The 23137-nt window shown below is 43.7% G+C and carries 15 protein-coding genes; 4 read left to right on the top strand and 11 right to left on the bottom strand.

Translation table 11 applies throughout. The annotated features are described in order from the left end of the window. Positions 1-295: 295 nt before the first annotated feature. A complete protein-coding gene (locus tag QWZ04_RS00685; protein WP_290324023.1) occupies positions 296-1309 on the top strand; it encodes a LacI family DNA-binding transcriptional regulator in 1014 nt (337 codons plus the stop codon). A gap of 124 nt (positions 1310-1433) precedes the next feature. Here the strand turns inward: QWZ04_RS00685 and QWZ04_RS00680 are convergent, their stop codons facing one another. Then, positions 1434-4571 carry a GH116 family glycosyl hydrolase gene (locus QWZ04_RS00680; protein ID WP_290324021.1) on the bottom strand — a complete coding sequence of 1046 codons (3138 nt, stop codon included), beginning with the start codon at positions 4569-4571 and terminating at the stop codon, positions 1434-1436. 65 nt (positions 4572-4636) lie between these two features. On the opposite strand from QWZ04_RS00680, the gene QWZ04_RS00675 reads away from it, so the two are divergent. Continuing rightward, a complete protein-coding gene (locus QWZ04_RS00675) occupies positions 4637-5596 on the top strand; it encodes an aldose 1-epimerase (RefSeq protein ID WP_290324019.1) in 960 nt (319 codons plus the stop codon). A 78-nt stretch (positions 5597-5674) separates the two neighbouring features. On the opposite strand, the gene QWZ04_RS00670 is transcribed toward QWZ04_RS00675, so the two are convergent. The 8 genes from QWZ04_RS00670 to QWZ04_RS00635 all read right to left on the bottom strand — a co-directional run bounded on the left by QWZ04_RS00670 (position 5675) and on the right by QWZ04_RS00635 (position 16612). Continuing rightward, complete coding sequence (locus QWZ04_RS00670; RefSeq protein WP_290324017.1) at positions 5675-8086, bottom strand: glycoside hydrolase family 94 protein; 2412 nt, start codon at positions 8084-8086, stop codon at positions 5675-5677. A 90-nt stretch (positions 8087-8176) separates the two neighbouring features. After that, positions 8177-9268 (bottom strand): ABC transporter ATP-binding protein, encoded by a 1092-nt coding sequence (locus QWZ04_RS00665; RefSeq protein ID WP_290324015.1) that lies wholly within the window; start codon positions 9266-9268, stop codon positions 8177-8179. Beyond that, on the bottom strand, positions 9268-10617 hold the full coding sequence (locus tag QWZ04_RS00660; RefSeq protein WP_290324014.1) for a GH1 family beta-glucosidase: 1350 nt from the start codon (positions 10615-10617) through the stop codon (positions 9268-9270). The genes QWZ04_RS00665 and QWZ04_RS00660 overlap by 1 nt, the downstream gene beginning before the upstream one ends. A gap of 5 nt (positions 10618-10622) precedes the next feature. Then, a complete protein-coding gene (locus tag QWZ04_RS00655; protein WP_290324012.1) occupies positions 10623-11489 on the bottom strand; it encodes a carbohydrate ABC transporter permease in 867 nt (288 codons plus the stop codon). 4 nt (positions 11490-11493) lie between these two features. Further along, a complete protein-coding gene (locus QWZ04_RS00650; RefSeq protein ID WP_435433576.1) occupies positions 11494-12456 on the bottom strand; it encodes a carbohydrate ABC transporter permease in 963 nt (320 codons plus the stop codon). 81 nt (positions 12457-12537) lie between these two features. Then, on the bottom strand, positions 12538-13782 hold the full coding sequence (locus QWZ04_RS00645) for an extracellular solute-binding protein (RefSeq protein WP_290324008.1): 1245 nt from the start codon (positions 13780-13782) through the stop codon (positions 12538-12540). A gap of 18 nt (positions 13783-13800) precedes the next feature. Continuing rightward, on the bottom strand, positions 13801-14811 hold the full coding sequence (locus tag QWZ04_RS00640; RefSeq protein ID WP_290324006.1) for a LacI family DNA-binding transcriptional regulator: 1011 nt from the start codon (positions 14809-14811) through the stop codon (positions 13801-13803). Between the two features lie 454 nt (positions 14812-15265). Beyond that, the gene (locus QWZ04_RS00635; protein WP_290324004.1) at positions 15266-16612 is read right to left on the bottom strand and encodes a carbohydrate porin; all 1347 of its coding nucleotides are present in this window, start codon (positions 16610-16612) and stop codon (positions 15266-15268) included. A 642-nt stretch (positions 16613-17254) separates the two neighbouring features. On the opposite strand from QWZ04_RS00635, the gene QWZ04_RS00630 reads away from it, so the two are divergent. Both QWZ04_RS00630 and QWZ04_RS00625 read left to right on the top strand, forming a co-directional pair. Further along, entirely contained in the window at positions 17255-18925 is a 1671-nt protein-coding gene (locus QWZ04_RS00630) for an ABC transporter substrate-binding protein (protein WP_435433575.1), read from the top strand. After that, the gene (locus QWZ04_RS00625) at positions 18912-19637 is read left to right on the top strand and encodes a substrate-binding periplasmic protein (RefSeq protein ID WP_290324002.1); all 726 of its coding nucleotides are present in this window, start codon (positions 18912-18914) and stop codon (positions 19635-19637) included. Before QWZ04_RS00630 ends, QWZ04_RS00625 begins: the two co-directional genes overlap by 14 nt. Positions 19638-19700: 63 nt before the next feature. Here QWZ04_RS00625 and QWZ04_RS00620 read toward each other — a convergent pair whose 3' ends face one another. Then, the gene (locus QWZ04_RS00620) at positions 19701-20282 is read right to left on the bottom strand and encodes a class I SAM-dependent DNA methyltransferase (protein ID WP_290323999.1); all 582 of its coding nucleotides are present in this window, start codon (positions 20280-20282) and stop codon (positions 19701-19703) included. Positions 20283-20526: 244 nt separating this feature from the next. Next, the gene (locus QWZ04_RS00615) at positions 20527-22305 is read right to left on the bottom strand and encodes a sodium:solute symporter family transporter (RefSeq protein WP_290323997.1); all 1779 of its coding nucleotides are present in this window, start codon (positions 22303-22305) and stop codon (positions 20527-20529) included. Positions 22306-23137 lie beyond the last annotated feature (832 nt).

Below are 23137 nucleotides of genomic sequence, written 5' to 3'. Positions count from 1 at the left end.
TATTAAGTTCGTGATTATATTATCGAAACAATGTCTGCCTATGAATCTGTTTCATGCCGATATTTATCCGATACCACCTTAGCTAATTCCCTCATCATCAGAACAATTTTTCATAGCTAAAGCTGCTTGAAATTAAAAAAATACAAATTGATAACCATATTAATTAAAAAATATTCCTAATGATTAAATATCCCAATCAATACCTTGCACAAATCTCATTTCATCGCCTAATTGGTACTAATAACACTCATAACGAGCTATATTTAATCATCATGAACTTAGATAATAAATAACCATGAATAAGAAAAAAGGCACTCCTACGGTATATGATGTCGCCAAGCTTGCAGGCGTCTCTCCGAGTACTGTTTCTAGATTTTTAAATCGCACCACTTATGTTTCTGACAAGAAAAGTCAAAACATTGAAGATGCGATCAATCAACTGGGTTATAAGCCACACTTTCAAATACCTAAAAATCCTAACCGTCGTTCTATGACGATAGGTGTATTGGTGCAACATCCAGATAGCCCTCATACCTCACGTATTCTAAACGACATGGAAAAAATGCTTGTTTCACAGGGTTATTCTACTGTCATCGCCACCGGGAATTGGGACAAACGCTTAGAAGCTCACGCATTAGATTACTTAGAAAAAAGCAGCGTTGACGGGGTCATCATCGTTACGGGCAACCTTACCAAGCAACAAATCTTGGAATTTGGAGAGCGGATCCCGACCATAGCCGTTGGCTATGATATCGAAAGCGAGAACGTTCGATCCATCAGTATTGATAACCAATTAGGCGGTTACATCGCTTCTTTGCACTTACTGCAAATGGGCCATGTCTCTATCGCTCACATCAAAGGCTTAGCATCACAACCAGATTCAAGTAGCCGCTTTAATGGCTATAAGAAAGCGCTCAAAGAAGCAGGGATCAAAGTGAACCCTAAGTTGGTCAAAGAGGGAGATTTCAGCTCAGAACTGGGCTACCAAAAAACCGTTGAGTTAATTGAGTCTAACGTTCATTTTAGCGCGATTTTTGCAGCTAATGACCTCACCGCATACGGCGCAATAAAAGCGTTAACCGAACACGGTATTAAAGTACCAGAACAAGTTTCTGTCATCGGATTTGATGACTTACCTGTTTCTCAATACTTTACCCCAGCATTAACGACCTTGCGCCAACCAGTAGAAGAGATTGGCACCATATGCGCTAACTCCATTCTCAACTTACTCAGTGGTGATCGCCATGATGCACGCGTACCGCCGATTGATCTCATTGTTAGGCAGTCGACCAAATCCCTGTATCGATAACATAAAACTTATATAGATAATGTAAGAGCTGCTTCGAGCACCTAGCCTAACTTAATCAAAATAGAGACAAAAAAATAGCCACTGCTTAGTGGCTATTTTTGCGTTCTTGTTCGTTATTTTTACATCACAAGGTATTCGGTAGGTAAGCGAAAATCATGCCTGGCCTAAAGTAGCGCCCTGCTGTGTACTTCAACCCGGTGGTCAGCAACAGATCATGCAACGATCTCGCATCTTCCTGAGTTAACTCTAGTTGAGGAGAGGATTTCAATAGCAGCTCACTGAAAACAGAAAAATCGTCACTGAGGTTCGGTGAAACGCGTCCGTCTACCAACAAATCTTGATTAGAGATCAATGCTTGCAAGCAAGCGTTCGCAGTGGTTGAATTTATGTTGAGTGCAACCATCACATCAGACTGAGTAACCGCAACCGAACTGTTAAAGCCTTCTGGCGCAGCGAACGGGATCTTGGCACATTGATACAACGCATCGTACACCGTGTCCATCAAGCTAATCGCCATATCAACTTTACCCGCCAAACGTAAAGCCGTCGCCACGCTGAACTGCACTCCTATCCAAACATCTTGTGCTTGAAATGCCTCGTGTGGGTTCCCGTCGGCAAGTGTCATGTTTGCAACACCTAAGCGTGGGCTATTGACTTTAAAATTCTGCTGATACACATAGTCTAACGCTCGGCTGATTTTGTCTTCGCTAAACAGGCCGTTATCACCAAGCAACTTTAGGTAACTGTCTGCTAGCAAGGCATCACCAAAGCTATTGTCGGAATCCAGCACAAGTATTTCTTGATACTCAGGCGTAAAGGCCAACGGCGCGGCTTCCACGAGCTGGCGTTTTTTCAACAAACGCTGTTCCAACTTACCTAGTTCTTGATTCGGGTCCACCTGATTTAGGTAATGATTCAACGTGTTTTTGTCGGCAATTTTGTCGCCAGTTAAAATAACACCAAATTGAGTCAGGATCTCAAACCCAATACCCGTTAAATGCTTGGTTTGAATAGGCGTAACGAAAAAGTGAAAGTACCCTTTCTCTTCGTCCCACAAGCTTTCTTCAAGTTCTTGTAACGCGTCTTTTGATTGTTGTTGGTATTGGCTCGCGAGATTGTCTAGCTCAACAATTTTTGCCATCTTAGCCGCGACTTTCAAACCCGCCGCCCATAAGCTCGCACAGTAAATAGAAATGCCGTGGGAAGCCAAGTTATCAAAGGTATCGTCGGTGCCACGAGTCAGCGGTAATGCATCGCCCTCTGCCACAAGGCTTTGCAAATACTGTAAGCTTTCTTCAATAGCCTGCCAGCAATCAACAATCACGCTTACATCACCGGTTTGTTGGTAGTGGCGGTATACCATTAGAATGTACTTCGGTGCTAAGTCCTTCCATTCTTTCACATTGTGCCAACTGTAAGCGTCGGGTTGGATGTCAAAAGGGCTGCCTAAATCGTGGATCACAGCACCACGAATAGCACGAATGCCCTCGTATTTGGCATCGACTAATTCTGCGCTTGGTTTGTCTTCGTATTCCCAAAAACGGCGCGTTGTCTCGTCTGAGTCCAGAATTGCTTTCGCAAAATGACGCATGACACAGCCATCCAACTCTGGCAGTAAATACAGTAAAGAATAAGATCCGTAGAAATACACATCTAACGAGTTAAAGAATGGGTAATCGACACACTCTTTAACTAGAAACTTATCTTCTACGTCCCAAACGGTTGATTCTGCAAGAAATGATAAGGTATTCATCGCCATAGTAGAATATTGAGATGCCGACTGGTCTGATTCTATATTGGCTTGTGAATGTGCATGAAATTCGCTTTGTTGTGAGACGATCGCCGCTTCAATGGATTCAATTTGTGGCAACACATCGTTAAGTATGTTCACCACACGATCTTGTTTGTCATAAAACTGGGCATACGCTTTCTGACTCAGCCAGTCTTTAAGCATGATCTTGCTATGATCCATTACCTGCACAAAACGCACGTCTATCGATTCATTAGCTGCCAACTCTATTTGGACCGACACCATGGCCGACATGGCTTCGCGTTGCGTGTAAATCCCTGCATCAAACAAGCCGTTTGATCGGCCAGTGTGCAAGGTTTGATAAACAGATTTTTGCTCATTAGATCGATAGACCATAGGCTTCACTGAGCAGCTCAGTTTTCCTTGTTCCGTCAGGTGGCGATTGACTTGAATACCATAAGCAATTTCACCATCGATATCGCTGGAATACGGTGAATCTGTGCCGAGCCTAACACCAGTAAAAACCGACTCTTCAGTTTGCAGCTCTAAATGGCTATGCACTTGTTTTATCGGATTTTCAGACAACACGCAGCATGAATCTTGAACACCTGAGCGGCTCTTTTGGTACGTAGAACCAAGTAGGTTTCGTAATGGCTGAACTAAGGTAACTAACTGAGTTTTAGCGCTGTTATTCTTAACGGTAAAGTCATTCCAGTGAACGGGAAGCGAGCACAGTTTTTTATCCCCCCTTACGATGGGGCTTACCACTTTTCGCTTAATTTCAATACCTTGCATACCCACATATCGATACTCCGCCATCGGGTATAGGGCTTGGTAGTCGATGTTTTCAGCATCGATAGATTCGATATTGTATTCATCAAGACTTACGCGCTTCAGTGCTGTCAGCGACATCGCTTTAGTCGTAGAGTTAACGAGAAGCCCGTTAAAGAAATCGAGGGCAACCAAAATTTGAGTACGGATAGAGGTAGGGTCCGCTTGAATGCTGCGCAGCGTATTGCCGGTAAATTCAACGTCCCAGCGAACAAAATTGACCTGATTTTGACCATAAAACTGACCGCTACTCAATGCTCGAGTGATGGCGGTCAACACGCAATTCGCTCGCTCACTCGGTGTAAGTTCTACATTAAACTCCAACTCACTTCCATCAAAAATGGCTGGATAAAAACGCATGAACTCATGCATACCATCTAAATCGGAAATCGCCAGATCGTCTAATTGATGCTCATCGCTCACGGCAACATAGAAATCATTAAAATTAATCGTGTTTTGGTTGTTATCTATGAATATGCCAGGGATAAAACTAAAGTTAGGGGTATTTCCCAATGCTGTTAACGTGAACGTATTTCCTATTCCACCAATCGCCATCCCCGTATTTTCTGGTGTGGTTGATATTGGCATGTACCATGGCTGAATAAATTCAACAGCATTCCCTTGCTCACACAAGTATTGTGACTTTCCTGAAAAACTTGTGTAAGGAATATTATTACTCATAATTAAATCCTATGATTGAATTATAATTTTGTTTTGTTAATAATAACTCCAACTGGAGTATTAACATGTTCAAAATAATTAAAAATACATTTGGAAATATCGACTGCATCACATTAAAAAATATTGAAAATGGTATCGAAGTTCAAATTCTTCACGGCTTTGGCGCTATCATCAATAAGTACATTGTTAACCAAAGCCCATTTTCTTTTATTGCTGGCTATCACAGCGCAGAAGAACTGCTCAGTAAAAACCCATTTTTTTCTCGCTCTGCAAAACTATTCCCATTTCCAAATCGTCTTAATAAAGGCGAATACGACTACCTTGGGAAAACCTACTCGCTACCGGCTAATTTTACTTGGTCTGAACACGCCGTTCATGGCTTACTGTACAACCAACCATTTGAAGTCATCGCCCAAAATTCAGACGCTCATTCGGCTTCGGTTCGACTGCGTTTCGATACGTCAACCTTACCTAATAAAATGCTATGCGACGGTTTTCCATTTTCATTTCGTTTAGACATTGAATACCACGTTTCGCTTGATGGTACGTTGCGCTGCAAGACAAGCGTTGAAAATACCGGTGATACCACTTTTCCATTCGGCGATGCTTGGCATCCTTATTTTTCCCTTGATGCCTCGCTATCAGATTGCTTGCTTAGCATGCCAGCTTGCCAGCAAGTGCTACATAGTGATGACCTACCCAATGGCGAACTTGCTCATTGTGATGAGTTTGTTCAACCGATTTCGCTTCATGACCGCACCTTCAATGACTGCTTTGTCTTTGAAAGTATCGAGCCAACCACCATCTCACTTGCACGTTCAAACGGTTCCGCCTCATTGCATTTTCAGCAATCTTCCGCTTACCCATTTGTTCAGCTGTATACCCCAAGTTCAGAATCAAGCCTCGCTATCGAACCCATGACTTGCCCTGCGGATGCCTTTAATAATGGCATTGGCTTGCTGGAACTTAGCCCTAAACAAACCCTAGAATTCGAATGGCAATGCTTGGGCCGTTATCACGATTAATGCTTTATCTTGTTGATTCATTGTTCAAACGAAAACGCTCCAAACGAAAGGTGCAGCCCAAAAGCTGCACCGTTTTCGTTAGCCTAATACCACCTCAATTGTATGTTCGCCGGAAGTAAAGGCAGGGGCTTTATTGCCGACAATCACCTCGCCGTTCACTCGCATTTGCGCCACGCCTTTACACACATTTCGTGGGTTAGAAACGCGGATATTATACGTGGCTCCTCGGAACTGACGACGAACACTAAACTCGGGCCACTTAGCCGGGATACACGGATCCACCACCAAACCATCAATTTCTGGACGAATACCCAAAATCCACTGCGTACCCGCGACGTATGTCCAGGAAGAAGTGCCTGACAACCAAGCATTTCGACCTAAACCAAACTGCTTGTGCTCATCGCCCAAGATATTTTGAGGGTAGCAATACGGTTCCGACTGGAATACATCCAAGCTGTCATTTTTTGACGCCGGATTAATTTGCTTATAGTACTCGTAGGCACGGTCGCCATTGCCCATTTGGGCTTCGGCAATCATCACCCAAGGGTTCGAGTGGAGGAAAATCCCACCGTTTTCTTTCGCACCTGGAGGGTAAGTCGAAACGCCACCAAGCTTAGGATCAAACCCGTTGTATCCTGGCGTAGAAAGTTTAATTCCATTGGCGGTGTTCAGTTTGCTATAAACAGAATTCAACGCCGTTGCAGCACGCTCTTGGGTTGCAAAACCAGAAATTACAGGCCAGCTTTGACCGTTGGTGTAAATTTGACCTTGTTCGTTAGTATGAGAACCAATAGGTGCCCCTGCTTCATCGAAATAACGTACATACCAAGCTCCGTCCCAACCTTGAGTATTAACGACGTCTTTCATCTGCTGGTATTGCTCGGCAAATTTTTCGCTCAATACAACGTCATCACGAAGTTCGCATAAGTCCAGCATATCCAATAGCGCTTTACCGTACATGTTAGCGACCATCATAGATTCTGCGCCAGTCGGTAAGTTTACTGTGTCATTCCAATCCGCAAAGCCCAGTAACGGCAGGCCGTGCGCGCCAGTATTGGTGTACGTGAAATGAATTGAACGACACAAGTGATCCCAAACGCTCGCCGCAGATACAGGCTCACCATCGGCGTCTTTTTCGTAAAATGGAATCTCTTTATCTAAGAACGCAGCGTTGCCTGTTTCTTTAACGTACTGCGTTACGGCATAGATGATCCACAGATGATCGTCGCCGTAATAGTTCGGACGATCTTCTTCTTCACGAGAATCGCCCTCATTGGCTTCCATGGTCGATGGAAAGAACTGGTGCATGGCAGAACCATCGGCCTTTTGCACTGACAGTAAGCGTTCGATGAATTCTCTGGCTTCTTCTGGCATATGAGCGATAACACCCAAGGTATCCTGAGAAGAGTCACGGAAACCAATACCACGAGCGCCGTAACCCAATTGGTATAACGAGAGGTAACGTGACCAGTTTTTGGTTGTATGACACTGACGAGGGTTGTGTACATTCAGCATCGAGTTCATGCTTGGATCCGGAGTGTCTACTTGAAGAATGTCTAAGTAGCTATCCCAACCTTCTGCTAATTCCTTAAACGCCGCGTCTACTTCAGCGTGGTCGCGATACTTGGCCATTAATGGTTTCGCCGCTTCTAGGCTTTCCATTTGAGTAAGCTGAACCACTGTACGCTCTGTATCACCAGTAGCAAGCCATCCTAGACGTAAATTCAGCGCACCAATATTATCGCCACGCAAGCAGTCGGTGTTACCCAGTTCAGGATTGTTGAGGGCTTGCGGTGCGGCCCAACTGCCAAAACCAAAGTCACCTAGAAATTGCTGACGGTCCCCATCAAAAGACGTCGCCACTCGGTCGGCTGTCATTAGGTTTACCGCAAAATCTCGCTTCATAAAGGCGTACTGCTCAAGCACAATGTGCCCGCTTTCTTCAGTGTGCGGCTGCACCATCATAGTCTGCGGTACCCAATCAGCATTGAGTAGTTGTTTTAGCGCATCGAAGTGAGTGAATTCGTACACAGGTACTACGTCTACATGAAGTTCTTCATCCGAAATATTGGTGATCTTAATGTCTTGTAGCAAGACAGGCTGATTCTTTGGCACAAAGAACGTCGCTTCACAACGCACACCAAAGGCTTCTGAAATGATGTTCGTGTAAGAAAGACCGGTATGGTTTTCAAACTTGTCTAACGGCTTGAGTGTAGGTGTATAAAACGGTGAGAAAACCTCTACATCACCTTGTTTATTGGTGACCTTTAAGTAAAGCGTCGAGCCCTTAAAATCCGAGTTAGGCAACTGGGCGACGTACTTAGTAATGCGATTAAGCGCAGGATCACCTTTGCAAATTAATACGCCTCCATTGCTATCAACTAGACCACCAAAATCCAGCGTGCCAACGTAATTACACCACTTGATAGGCGTGATGGGTGTGGTTGCAACATACTCTTTGTTGCTATCGTCAAAGTATCCAAATTTCATTGTTGTTCCTTAAACGCCTTACATTCCGTTAAGGCGTTATCATCCGACATGTCTTAAATAAGGTACGGTTGTGACAAACCGTCCTTCAATTTAGCTCGCTAGTGAGTTTTCACTCAGGGCATCAAATAGGTGAATGGCATCTAAATCTAAGAACAAGGTTGCGTCATTTTGCGCAATTTCCGTTGCTTGGCTTTCAACCATCAAAGGCTGTCCTGCAATGTTGGTTCTCAATAGGATGCTGGCACCGAGCAGTTCTTTGTCTTTGATACTGACCGGGATAGGTAGCACGCGGTCATGGTCAACCTGTTCAGCACGCAAATGAATGTCGGTCGGCCTGATGCCAAAATGCAAAGCCAGATTTTTAGACGCCAATTTGTGGAAGCGCTCAGGCAGTGGAATGCGAATGTCGCCTAATTCAATCTGCCAGTTACCCTGCTCGCCGATTAAGGTTGCATCCAACATGTTCATCGATGGGTTACCAATGAACTGAGCAACAAATTTGTTGGCAGGACGTTGGAACACTTCCGTTGGCGTGCCTACTTGTGCAACATAGCCATCTTTTAGAATCACTATGCGATCCGCCAACGTCATGGCTTCGATTTGATCGTGCGTTACGTAAATTGTGGTGGTTTTTAGTTCACGGTGAAGCTGTTTAATCTCTTCTCGCATCACACCACGTAATTTTGCGTCCAAGTTTGATAGGGGCTCATCAAATAGGAATACTTTAGGTGTACGAACCATCGCACGCCCCATCGCAACACGCTGACGTTGACCACCAGAAAGTTCCTTTGGCTTACGGTCCAACAGGGGATCAAGCTCTAGCATCTTGGTTGCTTTGCGCACTTCTACATCAATATCTGGCTTAGACATGCCTTTCAGTTTCAAAGCAAAAGCGATATTTTCGTATACTGTCATATGGGGGTAAAGTGCATAACTTTGGAACACCATGGCCAGATCTCGATCTTTGGCGTCGATCTTGTTCATCAACTTACCACCAACGTAAATCTCACCGCCTGTGATGCTTTCTAAACCGGCTAACATGCGCAGCGTTGTCGACTTACCACAACCTGATGGACCAAGAAATACAACGAATTCACCATCTTCTACAGTAAAATCAAAGTGCTTAACAACTTCTACGTCACCGTATGATTTTTTGATTTGCTTAAATTCTACTTTAGCCATTATTTCATCTCCTCAGCGCGTTCAATCAACATGTTTTGGTATGCAATCGCACTGTTTTTTAAGGTTCTTTTTTGAGTTGTATAGTCGACATGTACCATGCCAAAACGTTGGCAGTAACCGAACGCCCATTCAAAGTTATCCATCAAGCTCCACGCAAAATAACCGTCTACGCGAACGCCCAAACGAATCGCTTGGTCAACCGCATTAAGGTGGCCTTGGAAATAACGCACTCGTTGTTCATCATTAACAACGCCATCGACCAATTTATCGTCCCCTGCAGCGCCATTTTCAGTAATGTAAAGCGGCGGCAAGTTGCTGTAGCGTTCTTTGAAACGAACGAGCAAATCGGTTAACCCTCGAGGATAGATTTCCCAGCCAATGTACGTGTGATCTTGGTTGGTTTGCGGCACTCGTTCAATGTCGCCATTTTCATTAAATCGCGCCACTGTGCGTGTGTAGTAGTTAATGCCAATGTAGTCCACTGGAGCGCTGATGATATCCAGATCACCCGCTAGAATAAGTGGCATATTGTGCGCTTGACGTTCCAGCACCACCGCAGGATATTGCCCCATTAATACTGGGTCGATAAACCAATGGAAGTTCTCTGCTTCGCAATACTTTGCCGCACCAATGTCTTTTTCAGACTCAGGGTAAGCTGGCGTTGCGTTCACCACGATGCCATGCAGTGATTTCGGTGCGTTTTTGCGCATGATTGGCATGGCTAACCCGTGGCCAAGCATTAGGTGGTGAGAAGCTTGAAAGCCTTCTTTTTCACCTTTAATACCCGGAGCATGCTCGCCCCAGCGGTAGCCAAGAAACGCGGAAACAAAGGGCTCATTTAACGTGGTGTACACATCAATGCTGTCACCGAAGTGTTTACTTAATACCTCTGCATACTCAGCAAATTTGTAAGCGGTTTCACGATTTAACCAACCACCTCGATCTTCAAGGTATTGCGGTAAATCCCAGTGGTACAAAGTAACGTAAACTTTCATGCCTTTGGCATGGCACTCGTCAATGATGTTTTGATAGAAAGCTAACCCTTCAGGGTTCACTTCGCCTTCTGCTGGCATGATACGAGGCCATGCCAAAGACAAACGGTACGCATCGACACCCATGCTATGAATCATCTCGATGTCTTGTTTCCAAAGATGGTAATGATCACAAGCGACATCACCGTTTTCGAAGTTAGCTACCGCTCCTGGCTTACGACAGAAAGTATCCCAAATGGAATCTGTTCTCCCGCCCAGGCTTGCGCCACCTTCAATTTGATAAGAAGACGTTGCTACGCCAAACACAAACTCGGACGTCAACATTTTTGAATCTTGTGGAAGTTGATACTTTTGCATTATCTCTATCCTTTTACTGCGCCAGAGGTTAACCCGCTGATCATTTGTTTAGAGGCAAATAAATAGGTGACAACCAATGGCATTATCGAAATCGTGGTTCCCAGCATTACCGCGCCCCAAGGGGTATTTGGTATGCCCTGCACACTTCGAAGTGCCTGCGTGATCACGTAGTTTTCTGGTGTGGTTAACACAACCAATGGATTCATAAAGCTGTTCCAGAAGAAAACGAATTGCACGATAGCCAACGTCGCCAGTGCGGGTTTCATTAATGGTAGAACCACACTCCAGTACGTTCTAAACTCACCCGCTCCGTCTAATTTCGACGCTTCTAGCAGCTCTTTTGGTATTGATGCAATCACGTGTTGGCGCATCAAGAAAATACCAAATGGCGTCGCGGTGAACGGCAGCCACACCGCAATGTGGTTATCCATCAAGCCTAAGAATTTCACGATCATGAAGTAAGGGATCAAGCTCAATACCGGTGGGATCATCATTGAGCCAACCAACATTCCGAACAGGACGTTTTTGCCTTTAAACTGGAATACCGCGAACGCATAGCCGCCCATGCTGCAAAACAGTAGTGAAATCGTCGTGCCTAAAAACGCCACGTAAATCGAGTTAAACATCGCTTGCCAAAATGGCATGATTTGCAGCAATTTTTCATAGTTGATCGCAAGGCTGTCACCAATAGCAAAGCTAATGCCTGTACCAAAAATTTCCGTACGATCGCGAGTTGAAAGTAACGCAGACCAAAAAAATGGAAAGACAGTAATTAACGCTGATGTAATCAATACCGCAGCCAGCAGCGCCATTGCCACTTTCGTTAAAATTTCTATCGCCTTATCATTAGGCTTAAGTGCATGAAGACTCATGGTATTACTCCCCTAACCCTTTCTTACCAAAGAAGAAGAATTGAATCGTTGTACAAGTTGCAATCAACGCAAACAGCAACCATGAAATAGCAGATGCCGTACCCATTTCTAGCCATTCCCAACCCACTTTGTAGAGGTACATTGAAATCGTAAGACCTGACTGACCCGTACCACCCGTACCACGAGTTAATACAAACGGTTCTTCAAATAACTGCAAGTTGCCGATGATCGTCATGGTAATAGCGAAGAAAACAAATGGACGAATCATAGGTAACGATATATTCCAGAAACGACGGAATGCGTTAGCTCCATCCATACGAGCGGCTTCTAGAATGTCTTTCGGAATCGTCATGAGCCCTGTTGTATAAAGTACAATGTTGAAACCGGTGTACTTCCAAAAAACCATGATGGCGATAGAAGGTTTGATTAAATCTGCATCATCTAGCCAGCGAATTGGCTGATAATCATTAACCCAAGAGAAAGCCCAACCAAATAGACTGCTGTCAGCTAAGGCCATTAAAGTTTGGTTGATGATGCCCGAGCTTGGTGAATACATATTGAAAAAGATAAGCGACGCTGCAACCGTTGATGTGATGAACGGTAAAAAGTACGCCGACGTCAACCAATGACGTAAGCGGTCACTCATCGAAACTAGAATATACGCTACAGGTATGGCAACTAAGTGCTGCGCAACACCCGATGTAATGGCTAACCAGAATGTATTTTTGAGCGAGCGCCATAACCACGGGTCAGTCAGAGCCAGAGCGTAGTTTTCTAACCCTACGAACTCCATGGCACCAACGCCTTCGACCGGGTTCCATTCATGGAATGACAAAAATACAGAAAACAGTAACGGGAAAATCCCAAAAACAGAAAAAATAGCTAAGAACGGCAATAAGAACCCGTACGGTGTAAGCGCTTTCAAATTTTGCAAAGAAAAAAGCGGCTCACGCGCTGGGACTTGCATAGCGTTGTCGGTAGCCTGATTCATAATAACGACCTCTTAAACAGGAGGCACTGAACGTGCCTCCAAACTACAAGCAAAGAATTAAAGTTTACGTGTACGGCGCTTGATCATACGTTCTGCATCTTTAAGTGCTGTTTTGATGTCTTTACCTTCATCAAGAACTTCCATCAGAGCATTTTCCAAGATGATAGAGCGAGCAACGTGGTCGCCTTTACTTGGTTGAACGGGTTTAATGTTTTTCGCCACTTCAGCAAATAGTTGGCGAGCTTTTTGACCACCTAAGAATTCAACTTCTTCATTGAACAGGTCATCACCGTACGTTGTTGTGTTAGCAGGGAAAGCAGCAATGGTTTCAAAGCTCTTAAGCTGTACATCACCATTGGTTGTCATGTATTCAATCAGCTTCCACGCTTCGTCTTGGTGCTTAGATTGCTTTGGAATAGAAAGGAATGAACCGCCCCAACTACCGTAGATACCATCTGGTAGGTTAGAAACCGCCCATTTGCCTTTTGTATCTGGGGCAATCCAGTTATTTAAGTGACCAAGTAACCATGCGCCCGACAATTGAGTCGCCAGCGTGCCAGTACGGAAACCTTCGTACCATTCGTTAGACCAAGCAAGAATGCGTCCATCAAGTCCTTTCTCACGGATTTCTTTCGCCACTTCAAATGCATGTACAAAACGTTCGGATGTCACAACCGGGTTGCCTTTATCATCGAAGTACAGACCTTCACCTTCAGGAACGGTTGTAAAGATAATGGCTTGTGCTACGTCTGCCGCCGATGCAATCAGTTGTACGTTGTGTTTTTTAAGCTCTTCACCTGCTTTAATGTATGAATCCCAATCCTTGATGGCTTCTTTTACGTCAATGCCAGCATTTTCAAAAATATCGGTACGGTAGTACATAACACCAGGGCCTAAATCCACCGGGATACCATACATGTCGCCGTCGCCGCCTTTACCTTGTGCCCATGCGTACGGGGCAAAATCTTGTTCGTATTTATCAACACCGTACTGCTTTGATAGGTTAACCAAACCGCCAGAGCCAACGAATGGACCTATTTTTTCAACATCCACAACAATGACATCACCAGCACCAGAGCCTGTCGCTAGGTTGGTTGTCAATTTAGTATGATGATCACCATGGTTGTTCATGAGGTAATCCACTTTGATGCCCGACTCTTTTTCAAATTCAGGCAGTAGCACTTTCAGGCTGCTATCAAAGTCAGGGAAGCCATCAAAGCGAATTGAAGAATCCGCAGCGCCAGCACTTGCAGCAAGACCAAGAGCAACCGCTCCTGAAATAGTCATAGTCTTAAGGTTCATGTTAATAGTCCTTTGTTGTTATATAAGTTCATTCCGGGTGTTCAGTACAGAATCACGAATGACTAGTGAAGGTGAGAGTTTGAATCTCACGTCTTCCTTTTTCTTATTAAGCTTTTGAACAAGAAGTTGTACGGCCTCCGCACTCATTCGCTCAACGGGAAAATCTATGGTGGTTAATGCAGGTGTGAGATAACGTGTGAAAAGGATGTTATCGAAACCTACCAATGAAATGTCTTCAGGTACCGAATAGTTTTGTCGGCCTAGCTGCTCGTATGCGCCAAACGCCATGTCATCATTAGATGAGAAAATGGCACTGAACTTCGCATTTCGCTTAATCAATTTATTTATGGCTAAAGCGCCTGTTTCTTCCGTGAAACCGGCTTCAACCACAATGGATTCGTTGTATTCAATTCCTGCATTTTCTAAAGCGATCCGGTAACCCTGCAGCCTTGCTCTTGCATCTGATTTACTTAAAGGTCCCGTAATGCAGGCGATGTTTGTATGGCCATTCTCAATTAAGTGCTCAGTGGCTAACATGCCTCCAAGCTCGTTATCAATATCAATACAGCTATGAGCCACTTCAGGAATAAAGCGATTGAAGGCGACAAAAGGCATGCCTTTTTCGTGTAGCTTGGTCAGATAATCATCACTCACTTGTTGAGTGTGCAATAACAAACCATCGACTCGACGTCCCATTAGGAATTCAATCGCGTCTATTTGTCCTTGTTCTGAGTTCGAACCAGCGGTGACGACAATGTGATAACCCAACTTTCTCAATTGCTCTTCTGTGCACTGCAATAGACCTGAATAAAAAGAACCGCCCAGTTCAGGAACAACAATGCCGATGGAGCCAGTGCGACGAGACGCTAAAGCCTGCGCAATAGAGTTGGGCTGATAGCCAAGGTCTTTAATTGCCGCTTCTACTTTCAATTTTTTATGATGGCTGACACGGCAAGTACCATTTATCACACGAGAAACAGTAGCTTGAGACACGCCAGCGTAATCAGATACATCTTTAATCGTTGACATGTTCCCCCCTATCTCAGTTCAGAATGATTTTTCGAAATCGCTTTCATGCAACTTATTCTAGAGAGTTAAGTGGGAAATAGTGCGAGGCATGTCACAGTCAAATTGGCAAAAAAAACGCAATTATTCAAAGCTTGAGTCGTCTGGTACATTCAGCATTAGCCATGAAACTGTTTCATGGAACTGAACTTATTTCGACTAATTTGGCTTGGGATTTGGGTCTGCTAGTTATGAAGAATGAAAATAACAACACCCATGTGAAAATTGTTTTATTTCAAACAAAAAAATGGCCACATAATGTGGCCACAAATAATGGAGACTTAATGAAAGCTTTATTCCCCTACTGCCTTGAGCTTTCAACGATGTCAGTAGACATAATCATATGGGTGGGGGACACCCATAACGATGTAAAACAGTGAAGATATTTTATAACTCTGTCAGAGAAACTAATCGCTAATTACCACCACGCTTCCCACATTGCGCCTACACTAACTGTGTCTTGTTTCTTTCCGGTAACTGAGCCAGTTTTACTTTGTACGTCACCCACGGTTGCGTAGAAACGAAGCATTGGGCGGCTCCATGGAAGCCCACCCATAGAGATATTTTGAGAAAGTGTCACCTTCCAACCATTTTTCTCATCGCCATTTGCAAAATCTTCCATCGCGTAACCTGCTTCTAACCAAGTAGAATGAACGTCATCCCAGTTATACATTGGACGTACGATTGCAGAGTATTCGTTTTTGTCGTCAGTATCTTCGCCAGAAAACGTTTTGTATGAAGCAAGGTAATCAACCGCCATTCTATCGCTTGGGTTAATGCCACCTTCAATACTTACGTAACCCACTTTTTTGTCACCCGCTAAATCAAACGCAGAGTTATCACCACCGTCGGTGTATTTCATAACCAACTTGTTTGATGAGCCTAAGCCAAGAGTTGCACCAATCTGCCAAGTGTTTTTGTCGCTCACTTTAGTCGCTGCGGTGATTTTCTTTTCCGGAGCTCCAGTTGTGTCGTTAAACACCCACTCATAGCTTTCTGCCGTATCTGCTTCAGTTGATGCAAACCCGTAGTTCGCGTAGATATCTAGATTTCCGATCCCTGCATCAATACTGTGCAGCTTCGAAGTAATTGCATATCTGCCGTTATCATTACCGAGTGCGCCACCATCACCTGAATCCACTTGAGCAACAAAGGCTAAATCAAATTTTGCGCCGCCAAAGTTAAAGTTGTGGAAACCACCACCCTGACCATCATGACTCATCCAAAAATAGTCGTTCAGACCTTGTTGTGGACGCTGATGGAAGTCACGACCAGCCCACATGTAAACATCTGGTTGGCTTGCAAATACATTCGTCACGCCTGCATAGGCTTTTTTCAAGTTAACGCCGCCAGGTGAACTCCACTGATCAACACCCCATTGATCAAGCATGAAGACCACATCCCAAATTGCACCTGCATCCGTTTTAAATGCTTTAGCAAATTGGATTTCACCACCGTTTGCTTCGTTACCTAAACGACCGACTGCGGCACCAGAGCTTCCCACTTGTACGTAACGATTATCGCCACTGGCATGGTGTGCACCGTAACGAGCATAGCCAGAAAAAACCAGACCAAGAGGCACTTCAGTATCAGGTGTTAATATCGCTTGCTGCTGATCATAGACATAATCTGTCTCTAACTTAGTTTCAAGCTCTTGAATTCGTTTGGTCAATGCATCAATATCTGCATCCGCAGCAAATGTAGACAGAGACGTAACGGCTGCAGCCACTGCAAGCGAAAGAGGGACAATTTTAAAATTTTTCATATTTATTCCTATAAATCCGATTTGTAGGTAAACACTTATTATTGGTTCGAGATTTATAGTAATTTTTGAAACGATTGAAAGGTCAGATGCGGCTCACATCGAGTGACAAGAAATTCATCCATGAAACAAATAGAAAATAAAAACAATAACAATAACAAATTAAAATCAATAACTTAATTAAATTAAAATTGAAAACTCGAATCTGTAATCGGTTTCATTTCATGAGTTAAGATGAAACTAATCACGTGAGGTTTAGATTTGTTGAGCATTTTTTTCATTTATTCATGAAAGTCATTCATAATTTTGAAACGTTTCATTGTTAATAACAAAAACAGATCAATTTATAGGTATAACGTGTTTTCTTTATTATTTAAATCCTCCTAATAGAGGGTAATTAAAGTAATTTCAATTTAACTTATGAAAATAGTCATCATTTAAGCTCAATTCAAGTTAAGTCACCATGTAACAAAAGCATCATACCTTACTGGATTGACATAGCATCGAAACATCTAGGGGAGGCCAAGGTGTGTTAGCTCACTGAAGAGCATAACAATTGGCGATATCAAAAATAGTGAGCCATAGTTATTACTAATAATATCTATAGGTTAATCGTTAATGTTGAAATGGCGCCAATTCTTTGTAATGTGCTTCGCGCTCAGTCCGTTATGGCTGTTTGCGAGCGACGCCCTTGATGCCTCAATAGATCCTTGGTTAAACGAATTCTACCCTTCCACTCTATCAAGAGAAGAGCAAAGGCAAGAATTACGCTGGTTTTCCAATGCGGCAAAACCCTATAAAGGGATGGAAATCAGAGTAACATCTGAACGTATTACCACGCATTGGTATGAAGCCAGTGTGCTAGCCAAAGCTTTCTATGATATCACGGGGATTAAAGTCATCCATGAATTGACTGGTGAAGACGATGTGTTGAAAAAACTCACGGCGCAAGAAATCACTAAGCACAATTTATATGACGCTTACATCAACGACAGCGATTTAATTGGTACTCACTTCCGTTCCGGGCATATCGTGTCTCTGACTCAATTTATGGCTAATGAGGGCAAGTCCGTCACCTCCCCCACGCTTGACCTAAATGATTTTATCGGCCTAAAATTTACCACAGCCCCAGATGGCGAGCTGTATCAGTTGCCTGACCAGCAATTTGCCAATCTTTATTGGTATCGCCACGATTGGTTTAATCGCAAAGATTTTAAAGACAGGTTTAGGGAGATCTACGGCTACGAGCTTGGAGTTCCACAAAATTGGCAAGCTTATGAAGACATTGCCGCTTTCTTTTCAGAAGACATTGCCGAGATTGACGGACAGAGGATCTATGGCCATATGGATTATGCCAAAACTGACCCTTCTCTGGGCTGGCGGTTGTCTGATGCTTGGCTGTCAATGGCGGGGGTTGGCGATACAGGTTTACCTAACGGCTTGCCCGTCGATGAATGGGGTATCCGCGTTAATGGATGCCGCCCAGCGGGTGCTAGCGTGGCTCGTGGCGGTGCTCTCAATAGTCCTGCTGCCGTTTACGCCATTGATAAATATATAGAATGGTTACAATACGCTCCGGATGAAGCGGTAAACCTGAATTTTAGCCAAGCTGGCGAATGGCCAGCTAAAGGCGTGATCGCCCAACAAATATTTTGGTATACCGCTTTTGTATCCGATTTAACTCACCCCAGTTTGCCGGTTGTAAATGTCGATGGCACACCTAAATGGCGCGTTGCCCCCTCTCCTTTGGGAAAATACTGGCAGAAAGGAATGAAATCAGGATACCAGGACACTGGTGCTTGGACGTTACTAAAAAATACACCACTAAAACGACAACAAGCTGCTTGGCTATATGCGCAATTTGTTGTTTCAAAAACCGTGTCACTACGTAAAACGCTGGTTGGTTTAACCCCAATACGAAAATCTGACATTGACTCGGTATTTATGACCGAGCAGGCCCCGTTTTTGGGTGGCCTCGTTGAGTTTTACCGAAGCACCGCACGAGACGTATGGACGCCAACGGGCACCAACGTTCCTGACTATCCCGGCCTCTCTAATATGTGGTGGAAGAACATATCCAAAATTATAGAAGGTCAAACAACCACACAACAAGGGCTAGATGACTTTGCTTACGATGTAGACAATCACTTGCTGTCCCTTTCCATGAGTCATTCGCATCCGTGTAGCCCAGAACTCAATGGCATACGAAAACCTGAATACTGGCTAAATCAGCCCGGCTCACCAAAACCCCAGAACAACAAAACCGTTAAAGGCATAACGAAAACGTTTGAGGAGGCCATCAATGCTTGGCGGTAACTGGAAAGCTATCTTCCTGCTGCTTGTCATCACTTCGTACCCTTGCAGTGGAGCCAAGACGATCCAAGTCTTAACCTATGAAGCGCCTCCTTTTGCCGTAAAGCACGGTGACGCCATAACCGGCTTATTAGTTGAAATTGTTCATGAAATGTTTTCTCGTACTAATATCAACTACGAACTGAAATTTGTCCCTCTAAAGCGAGCGCTGTTGTCCGTAGAGCGTAATGACACCCAATGCATCATTCCGCTAGCCCGATCTCAAGAACGAGAAGCCAAATATCAATGGATAAGCCCCGTGCTGGTTTCTCGTTTTGGCTTGTTTGCACACCCAGACGATGATATCAAGATCGAAACCATGGAAGATGCAAAGCACTATGTAGTAGGCAGCTATCGAGGCGCGGGGATTAGTGACTATTTAACTAGCCATGGATTTACCGTTGAAACGTCGTCAACAAATCAACAGAGTTTTTGGAAATTACAAAAAAAACGGGTGGGATTATGGGCTTCTGAGCTAATCAACGCCGAGCACTACATGCTCAATGACCAGATGATGCTCAAGCCCAAGTTAGTGTTTTATACGTCACTAAGTGGCTTGGCGTGTAATCTCGACATCAGCAAGAACAAAATACTGCAACTCAAGCTTGCTATGGTCAGCATGCACCGAGATGGGTTTATCACCAATTTGTACCAAAAGTATGGATTGAACCTATAATCGACAGCCAATAAAAAAGCGAGCTACCTGCTCGCCTTTCGCGGTTAAATCAACTCGGTTTCATTACTTTTGGGCCACGCCCATTAATACCGTCAACTCACCATTTTCTGTTTCAACGGTAAATGGCGTATTCACATCAACAGAACTGAACAGAGCACCATCAAGGGCTTTCTGAGAGCGCTTCACTGTTAAACCAGAGCCCGCTTTATTATTTTCAGCGAGCCAATCCCAGTGAACAAACAAACCGCCTTCATTGAGTAGTGAATTCGCTACCTTAGCAATTTCCTCATAATCATCAACAAAGCCACATACTGAAGATGCGACTATCAAATCAAACTGGCTGCGGAATGCAGGATGATAAGCGACAAGGCCGCGGCTAAGGCTATCTACTACAGGTTCTACATTAGGCAGTTCTTTCGCGTCTAGCTGTTCAATCATTTGCTCTGAGGTATCCAGAGCCACGATCTCTTTCACTATCGGTGATAATTGTTGAGCCAGCAATCCTGTGCCGCACCCAAAATCAAGAACTTTTAATCCTTTCAAACTAACAAGTTTGTTTAACTCATTAAATGCACGCTCTGCGAATACCGCGGTAGCAGGGTTCTGCTCCCACGTTTCAGCGAAGTCGTCCCACTCATTGGACATGACTGTCTCCCAATACATCCAAACCTCAAACTGACATTAGAGTAAACCAAAGCTCAAACTTATACACTCAGGTTACGAAAAAATTATGACAATTTCGGGCGTTAGGTCTAATTTGTCACCGACATTGCTTATTTATACAACATCTTTCACTGCGGCTTTCCCTGTCCGTAAACCAAAAAAAGCAGAAGCGGTTAGGCTTCTGCTTTCAACTCTAATAAGTACTTAGATTTACGTGATACTCGATTTAGCCGTTAGATGCTAACTCGTTAGAGTCCGTATTTTCATCAACCGCTTTAACCAGTAGAACACCAACACCGCCGACAATAATACCACATAGAACAAAGACTAGACGTCCCCACATTGGGTTTGTTAGCAATGCCATCGTACAGATACCAACACCCGCCACTGCGATAAGTTTACCAAGCATTTGACGCTGCTTGTTATCTAGTTGTTTCTGCTCAGCAGACTCAGCAACTAATGGCGTAGAAAGGTTGCCAAAGAACTTGTCTACGTCCGCTTGACGTTCAGCCGTCAGTGGCTTGTAGAACAATGTAGAAGCCATGAAGAAGCCACCCGTTAGCGTGATGTGAGAAATTAGACCAATCGCTACTTTCACATCAGACCATTCACGTTTAGTTAGCTCTTCCATACCAAATACCGCTGAAACCATTTCTGCATCGATAACGAAACCAACAACATAAGAAACGATACCACCAACAATTAGTGTACCCCAACCAGCCCAGTCCGGAGTCTTCTTAATGAAGAAGCCAAGGAAAGCAGGAATTGTCATAGGGAAGCCAATCAACGCACCCACATACATCATCGTATCAAACAGGCTCAGGCCTTTTAGTGAGTTGATGAATTGTGCGATAAGGATGATAGCAATACCAAATACAGCAGAAGTGATCTTAGATACTGTTACTAGCTCTTTCTCAGAAGCTTCACCTTTACGAACGATTGGTTCGTAGAAGTTCTTAACAAAGATACCTGAGTTACGGTTAAGACCTGAATCCATTGAAGACATTGTTGCTGCGAACATCGCGGCTACAAGTAGACCAACCATACCTGCTGGCATGTACTCTTGTACGAAGTATAGATAAGCGAAGTCAGCTGCTTTTTTACCTGCATCTGGGTAAGCTGCTGCTAAATCAACACCTTGACCAGCAATGTACCAAGATGGCATGAACCAAATGAATACGCCCGCCAGCATTAGAACACAAGCAAGTAGTGCTGCTTTTTTAGCATTTTTTGAATCTTTTGCCGCTAGGTAACGGTAAGAGTTAAGCATGTTGTTAGTAATAGAGAACTGCTTAACGAAGATGAAGAATGCCCAAATTGTGAAGATGCTTAGGTAGTTAATGTTATTGCCCCAAAGGAACGAACCACCATCTTGTACAGGGAAGTTATTAACAATCTCGCCAACACCGCCACCTTGTACAACAGCAACAACTGCACACGTTACCGTAACCGCCATGATGATAACCATCTGCATGAAGTCAGATGCGATTACCGCCCATGAACCACCCGTTACAGACATCGCCAATACCACTAGGCCAGTAACCCAGATAGTCATGTTCATATCGAAACCGAAGATGCCCGATGCGATGATTGCCAATGCGTTCAGCCACACACCCGCAGATACAACAGAGTTAGGCATTGAAGACCAAGTAAATACTTGTTCGTTCGTTGCACCGAAACGCATGCGAATCGCTTCAATTACCGTAACAACTCGAAGTTGACGGAACTTTGGAGCGAAGTATGCGTAGTTCATGAAGTAGCCAAATGCGTTAGCTACGAAGATTACCGCAACCGCAAAGCCATCGTTGTAAGCTTTACCCGCTGCACCGGTGAATGTCCATGCACTAAACTGTGTCATAAACGCTGTTGCACCAACCATCCACCACAACATGTTACCTCCCCCACGGAAGTAATCACTTGTTGTACTTGTAAACGTTCTAAACATCCAACCTATTGCAATCAAGAATAGGAAGTAGACGCCAACAATAATAGTATTGAGTTCCATCTTAAGACCTTTTTTATTTAAGTTTTATCCGCACCTTCACTATAGTTATTCCGAATCGTCATTTGTAGTACAATAACCCAAATGCGTGACGACGATCCTACTATCAAGCCAATAAATAATCATACAAGTGATCCACTTCAACCTATCGGTTTCCACTTTCATCACTGATTTAGGCTCAGAACACGATTAGCCTATTTCAGACTAATTCCTACACTTGGATTACCGCGTCTTAGTTCATGAGTTTTTGATTTTTTTTAGGTTGTCTATATTCACTGCCTTTCAAATTGCCATTGACCTTTTGTAACAAGTTCAACTTTCTGAGACGACTCGGAAATACTCATGCGTTGAGTCACAATTTATAACCGAACAATAACTAACAAAAACTCAAAACAATTGACATTAATAGTTGAATTTAAAGTAATTATTATTACATGGACGACATAGTATTATGTTTGGTTAACATGTATCTCGTATTTGAATCAACCTGGCGCGATAAGCCAAAACGTAAAACGTAAAAGACACCGGAGTATGGGAAAATGATGATCATGATTTCTTAGCTTTTTTGCTCGAAAATTAGATCGACATTAACGAAAAAAATCGGGATTGATAAAGATAGCAGAGCGATATGGGTGTGGTGTTATAGGGGTAAAATGAGCAGTAAACGAGGTAGTATTCTAGAACTCAGCGCTAAAAAACAAATAATCTAGTATTACAATTAAAGAGACTTAAAATGCCACAACCTGCTGCTCTTTGATAACAAATCATACTAATTAGGGGGCTGTTGCAAAAAAATCAGCCAAGACTCAGAATTCAGTTCTGTCTTTTCTGATCT

The sequence above is a fragment of the Vibrio tapetis subsp. quintayensis genome (genome assembly GCF_030409945.1).
Taxonomy (GTDB): domain Bacteria; phylum Pseudomonadota; class Gammaproteobacteria; order Enterobacterales; family Vibrionaceae; genus Vibrio; species Vibrio quintayensis.
This window is presented reverse-complemented; position numbering and strand designations above follow the sequence as displayed.

What these genes read in the sequence shown, in the direction of transcription:
- QWZ04_RS00620 (WP_290323999.1), bottom strand. Translation starts at nt 20,282, where the DNA reads ATGTCCAATGAGTGGGACGACTTCGCTGAAACGTGGGAGCAGAACCCT.
- QWZ04_RS00665 (WP_290324015.1), bottom strand. Translation starts at nt 9,268, where the DNA reads ATGGCTAAAGTAGAATTTAAGCAAATCAAAAAATCATACGGTGACGTA.
- QWZ04_RS00645 (WP_290324008.1), bottom strand. Translation starts at nt 13,782, where the DNA reads ATGAACCTTAAGACTATGACTATTTCAGGAGCGGTTGCTCTTGGTCTT.
- QWZ04_RS00635 (WP_290324004.1), bottom strand. Translation starts at nt 16,612, where the DNA reads ATGAAAAATTTTAAAATTGTCCCTCTTTCGCTTGCAGTGGCTGCAGCC.
- QWZ04_RS00660 (WP_290324014.1), bottom strand. Translation starts at nt 10,617, where the DNA reads ATGCAAAAGTATCAACTTCCACAAGATTCAAAAATGTTGACGTCCGAG.
- QWZ04_RS00630 (WP_435433575.1), top strand. Translation starts at nt 17,255, where the DNA reads ATGTGCTTCGCGCTCAGTCCGTTATGGCTGTTTGCGAGCGACGCCCTT.
- QWZ04_RS00650 (WP_435433576.1), bottom strand. Translation starts at nt 12,456, where the DNA reads ATGCAAGTCCCAGCGCGTGAGCCGCTTTTTTCTTTGCAAAATTTGAAA.
- QWZ04_RS00655 (WP_290324012.1), bottom strand. Translation starts at nt 11,489, where the DNA reads ATGAGTCTTCATGCACTTAAGCCTAATGATAAGGCGATAGAAATTTTA.
- QWZ04_RS00680 (WP_290324021.1), bottom strand. Translation starts at nt 4,571, where the DNA reads ATGAGTAATAATATTCCTTACACAAGTTTTTCAGGAAAGTCACAATAC.
- QWZ04_RS00675 (WP_290324019.1), top strand. Translation starts at nt 4,637, where the DNA reads ATGTTCAAAATAATTAAAAATACATTTGGAAATATCGACTGCATCACA.
- QWZ04_RS00625 (WP_290324002.1), top strand. Translation starts at nt 18,912, where the DNA reads ATGCTTGGCGGTAACTGGAAAGCTATCTTCCTGCTGCTTGTCATCACT.
- QWZ04_RS00685 (WP_290324023.1), top strand. Translation starts at nt 296, where the DNA reads ATGAATAAGAAAAAAGGCACTCCTACGGTATATGATGTCGCCAAGCTT.
- QWZ04_RS00670 (WP_290324017.1), bottom strand. Translation starts at nt 8,086, where the DNA reads ATGAAATTTGGATACTTTGACGATAGCAACAAAGAGTATGTTGCAACC.
- QWZ04_RS00640 (WP_290324006.1), bottom strand. Translation starts at nt 14,811, where the DNA reads ATGTCAACGATTAAAGATGTATCTGATTACGCTGGCGTGTCTCAAGCT.
- QWZ04_RS00615 (WP_290323997.1), bottom strand. Translation starts at nt 22,305, where the DNA reads ATGGAACTCAATACTATTATTGTTGGCGTCTACTTCCTATTCTTGATT.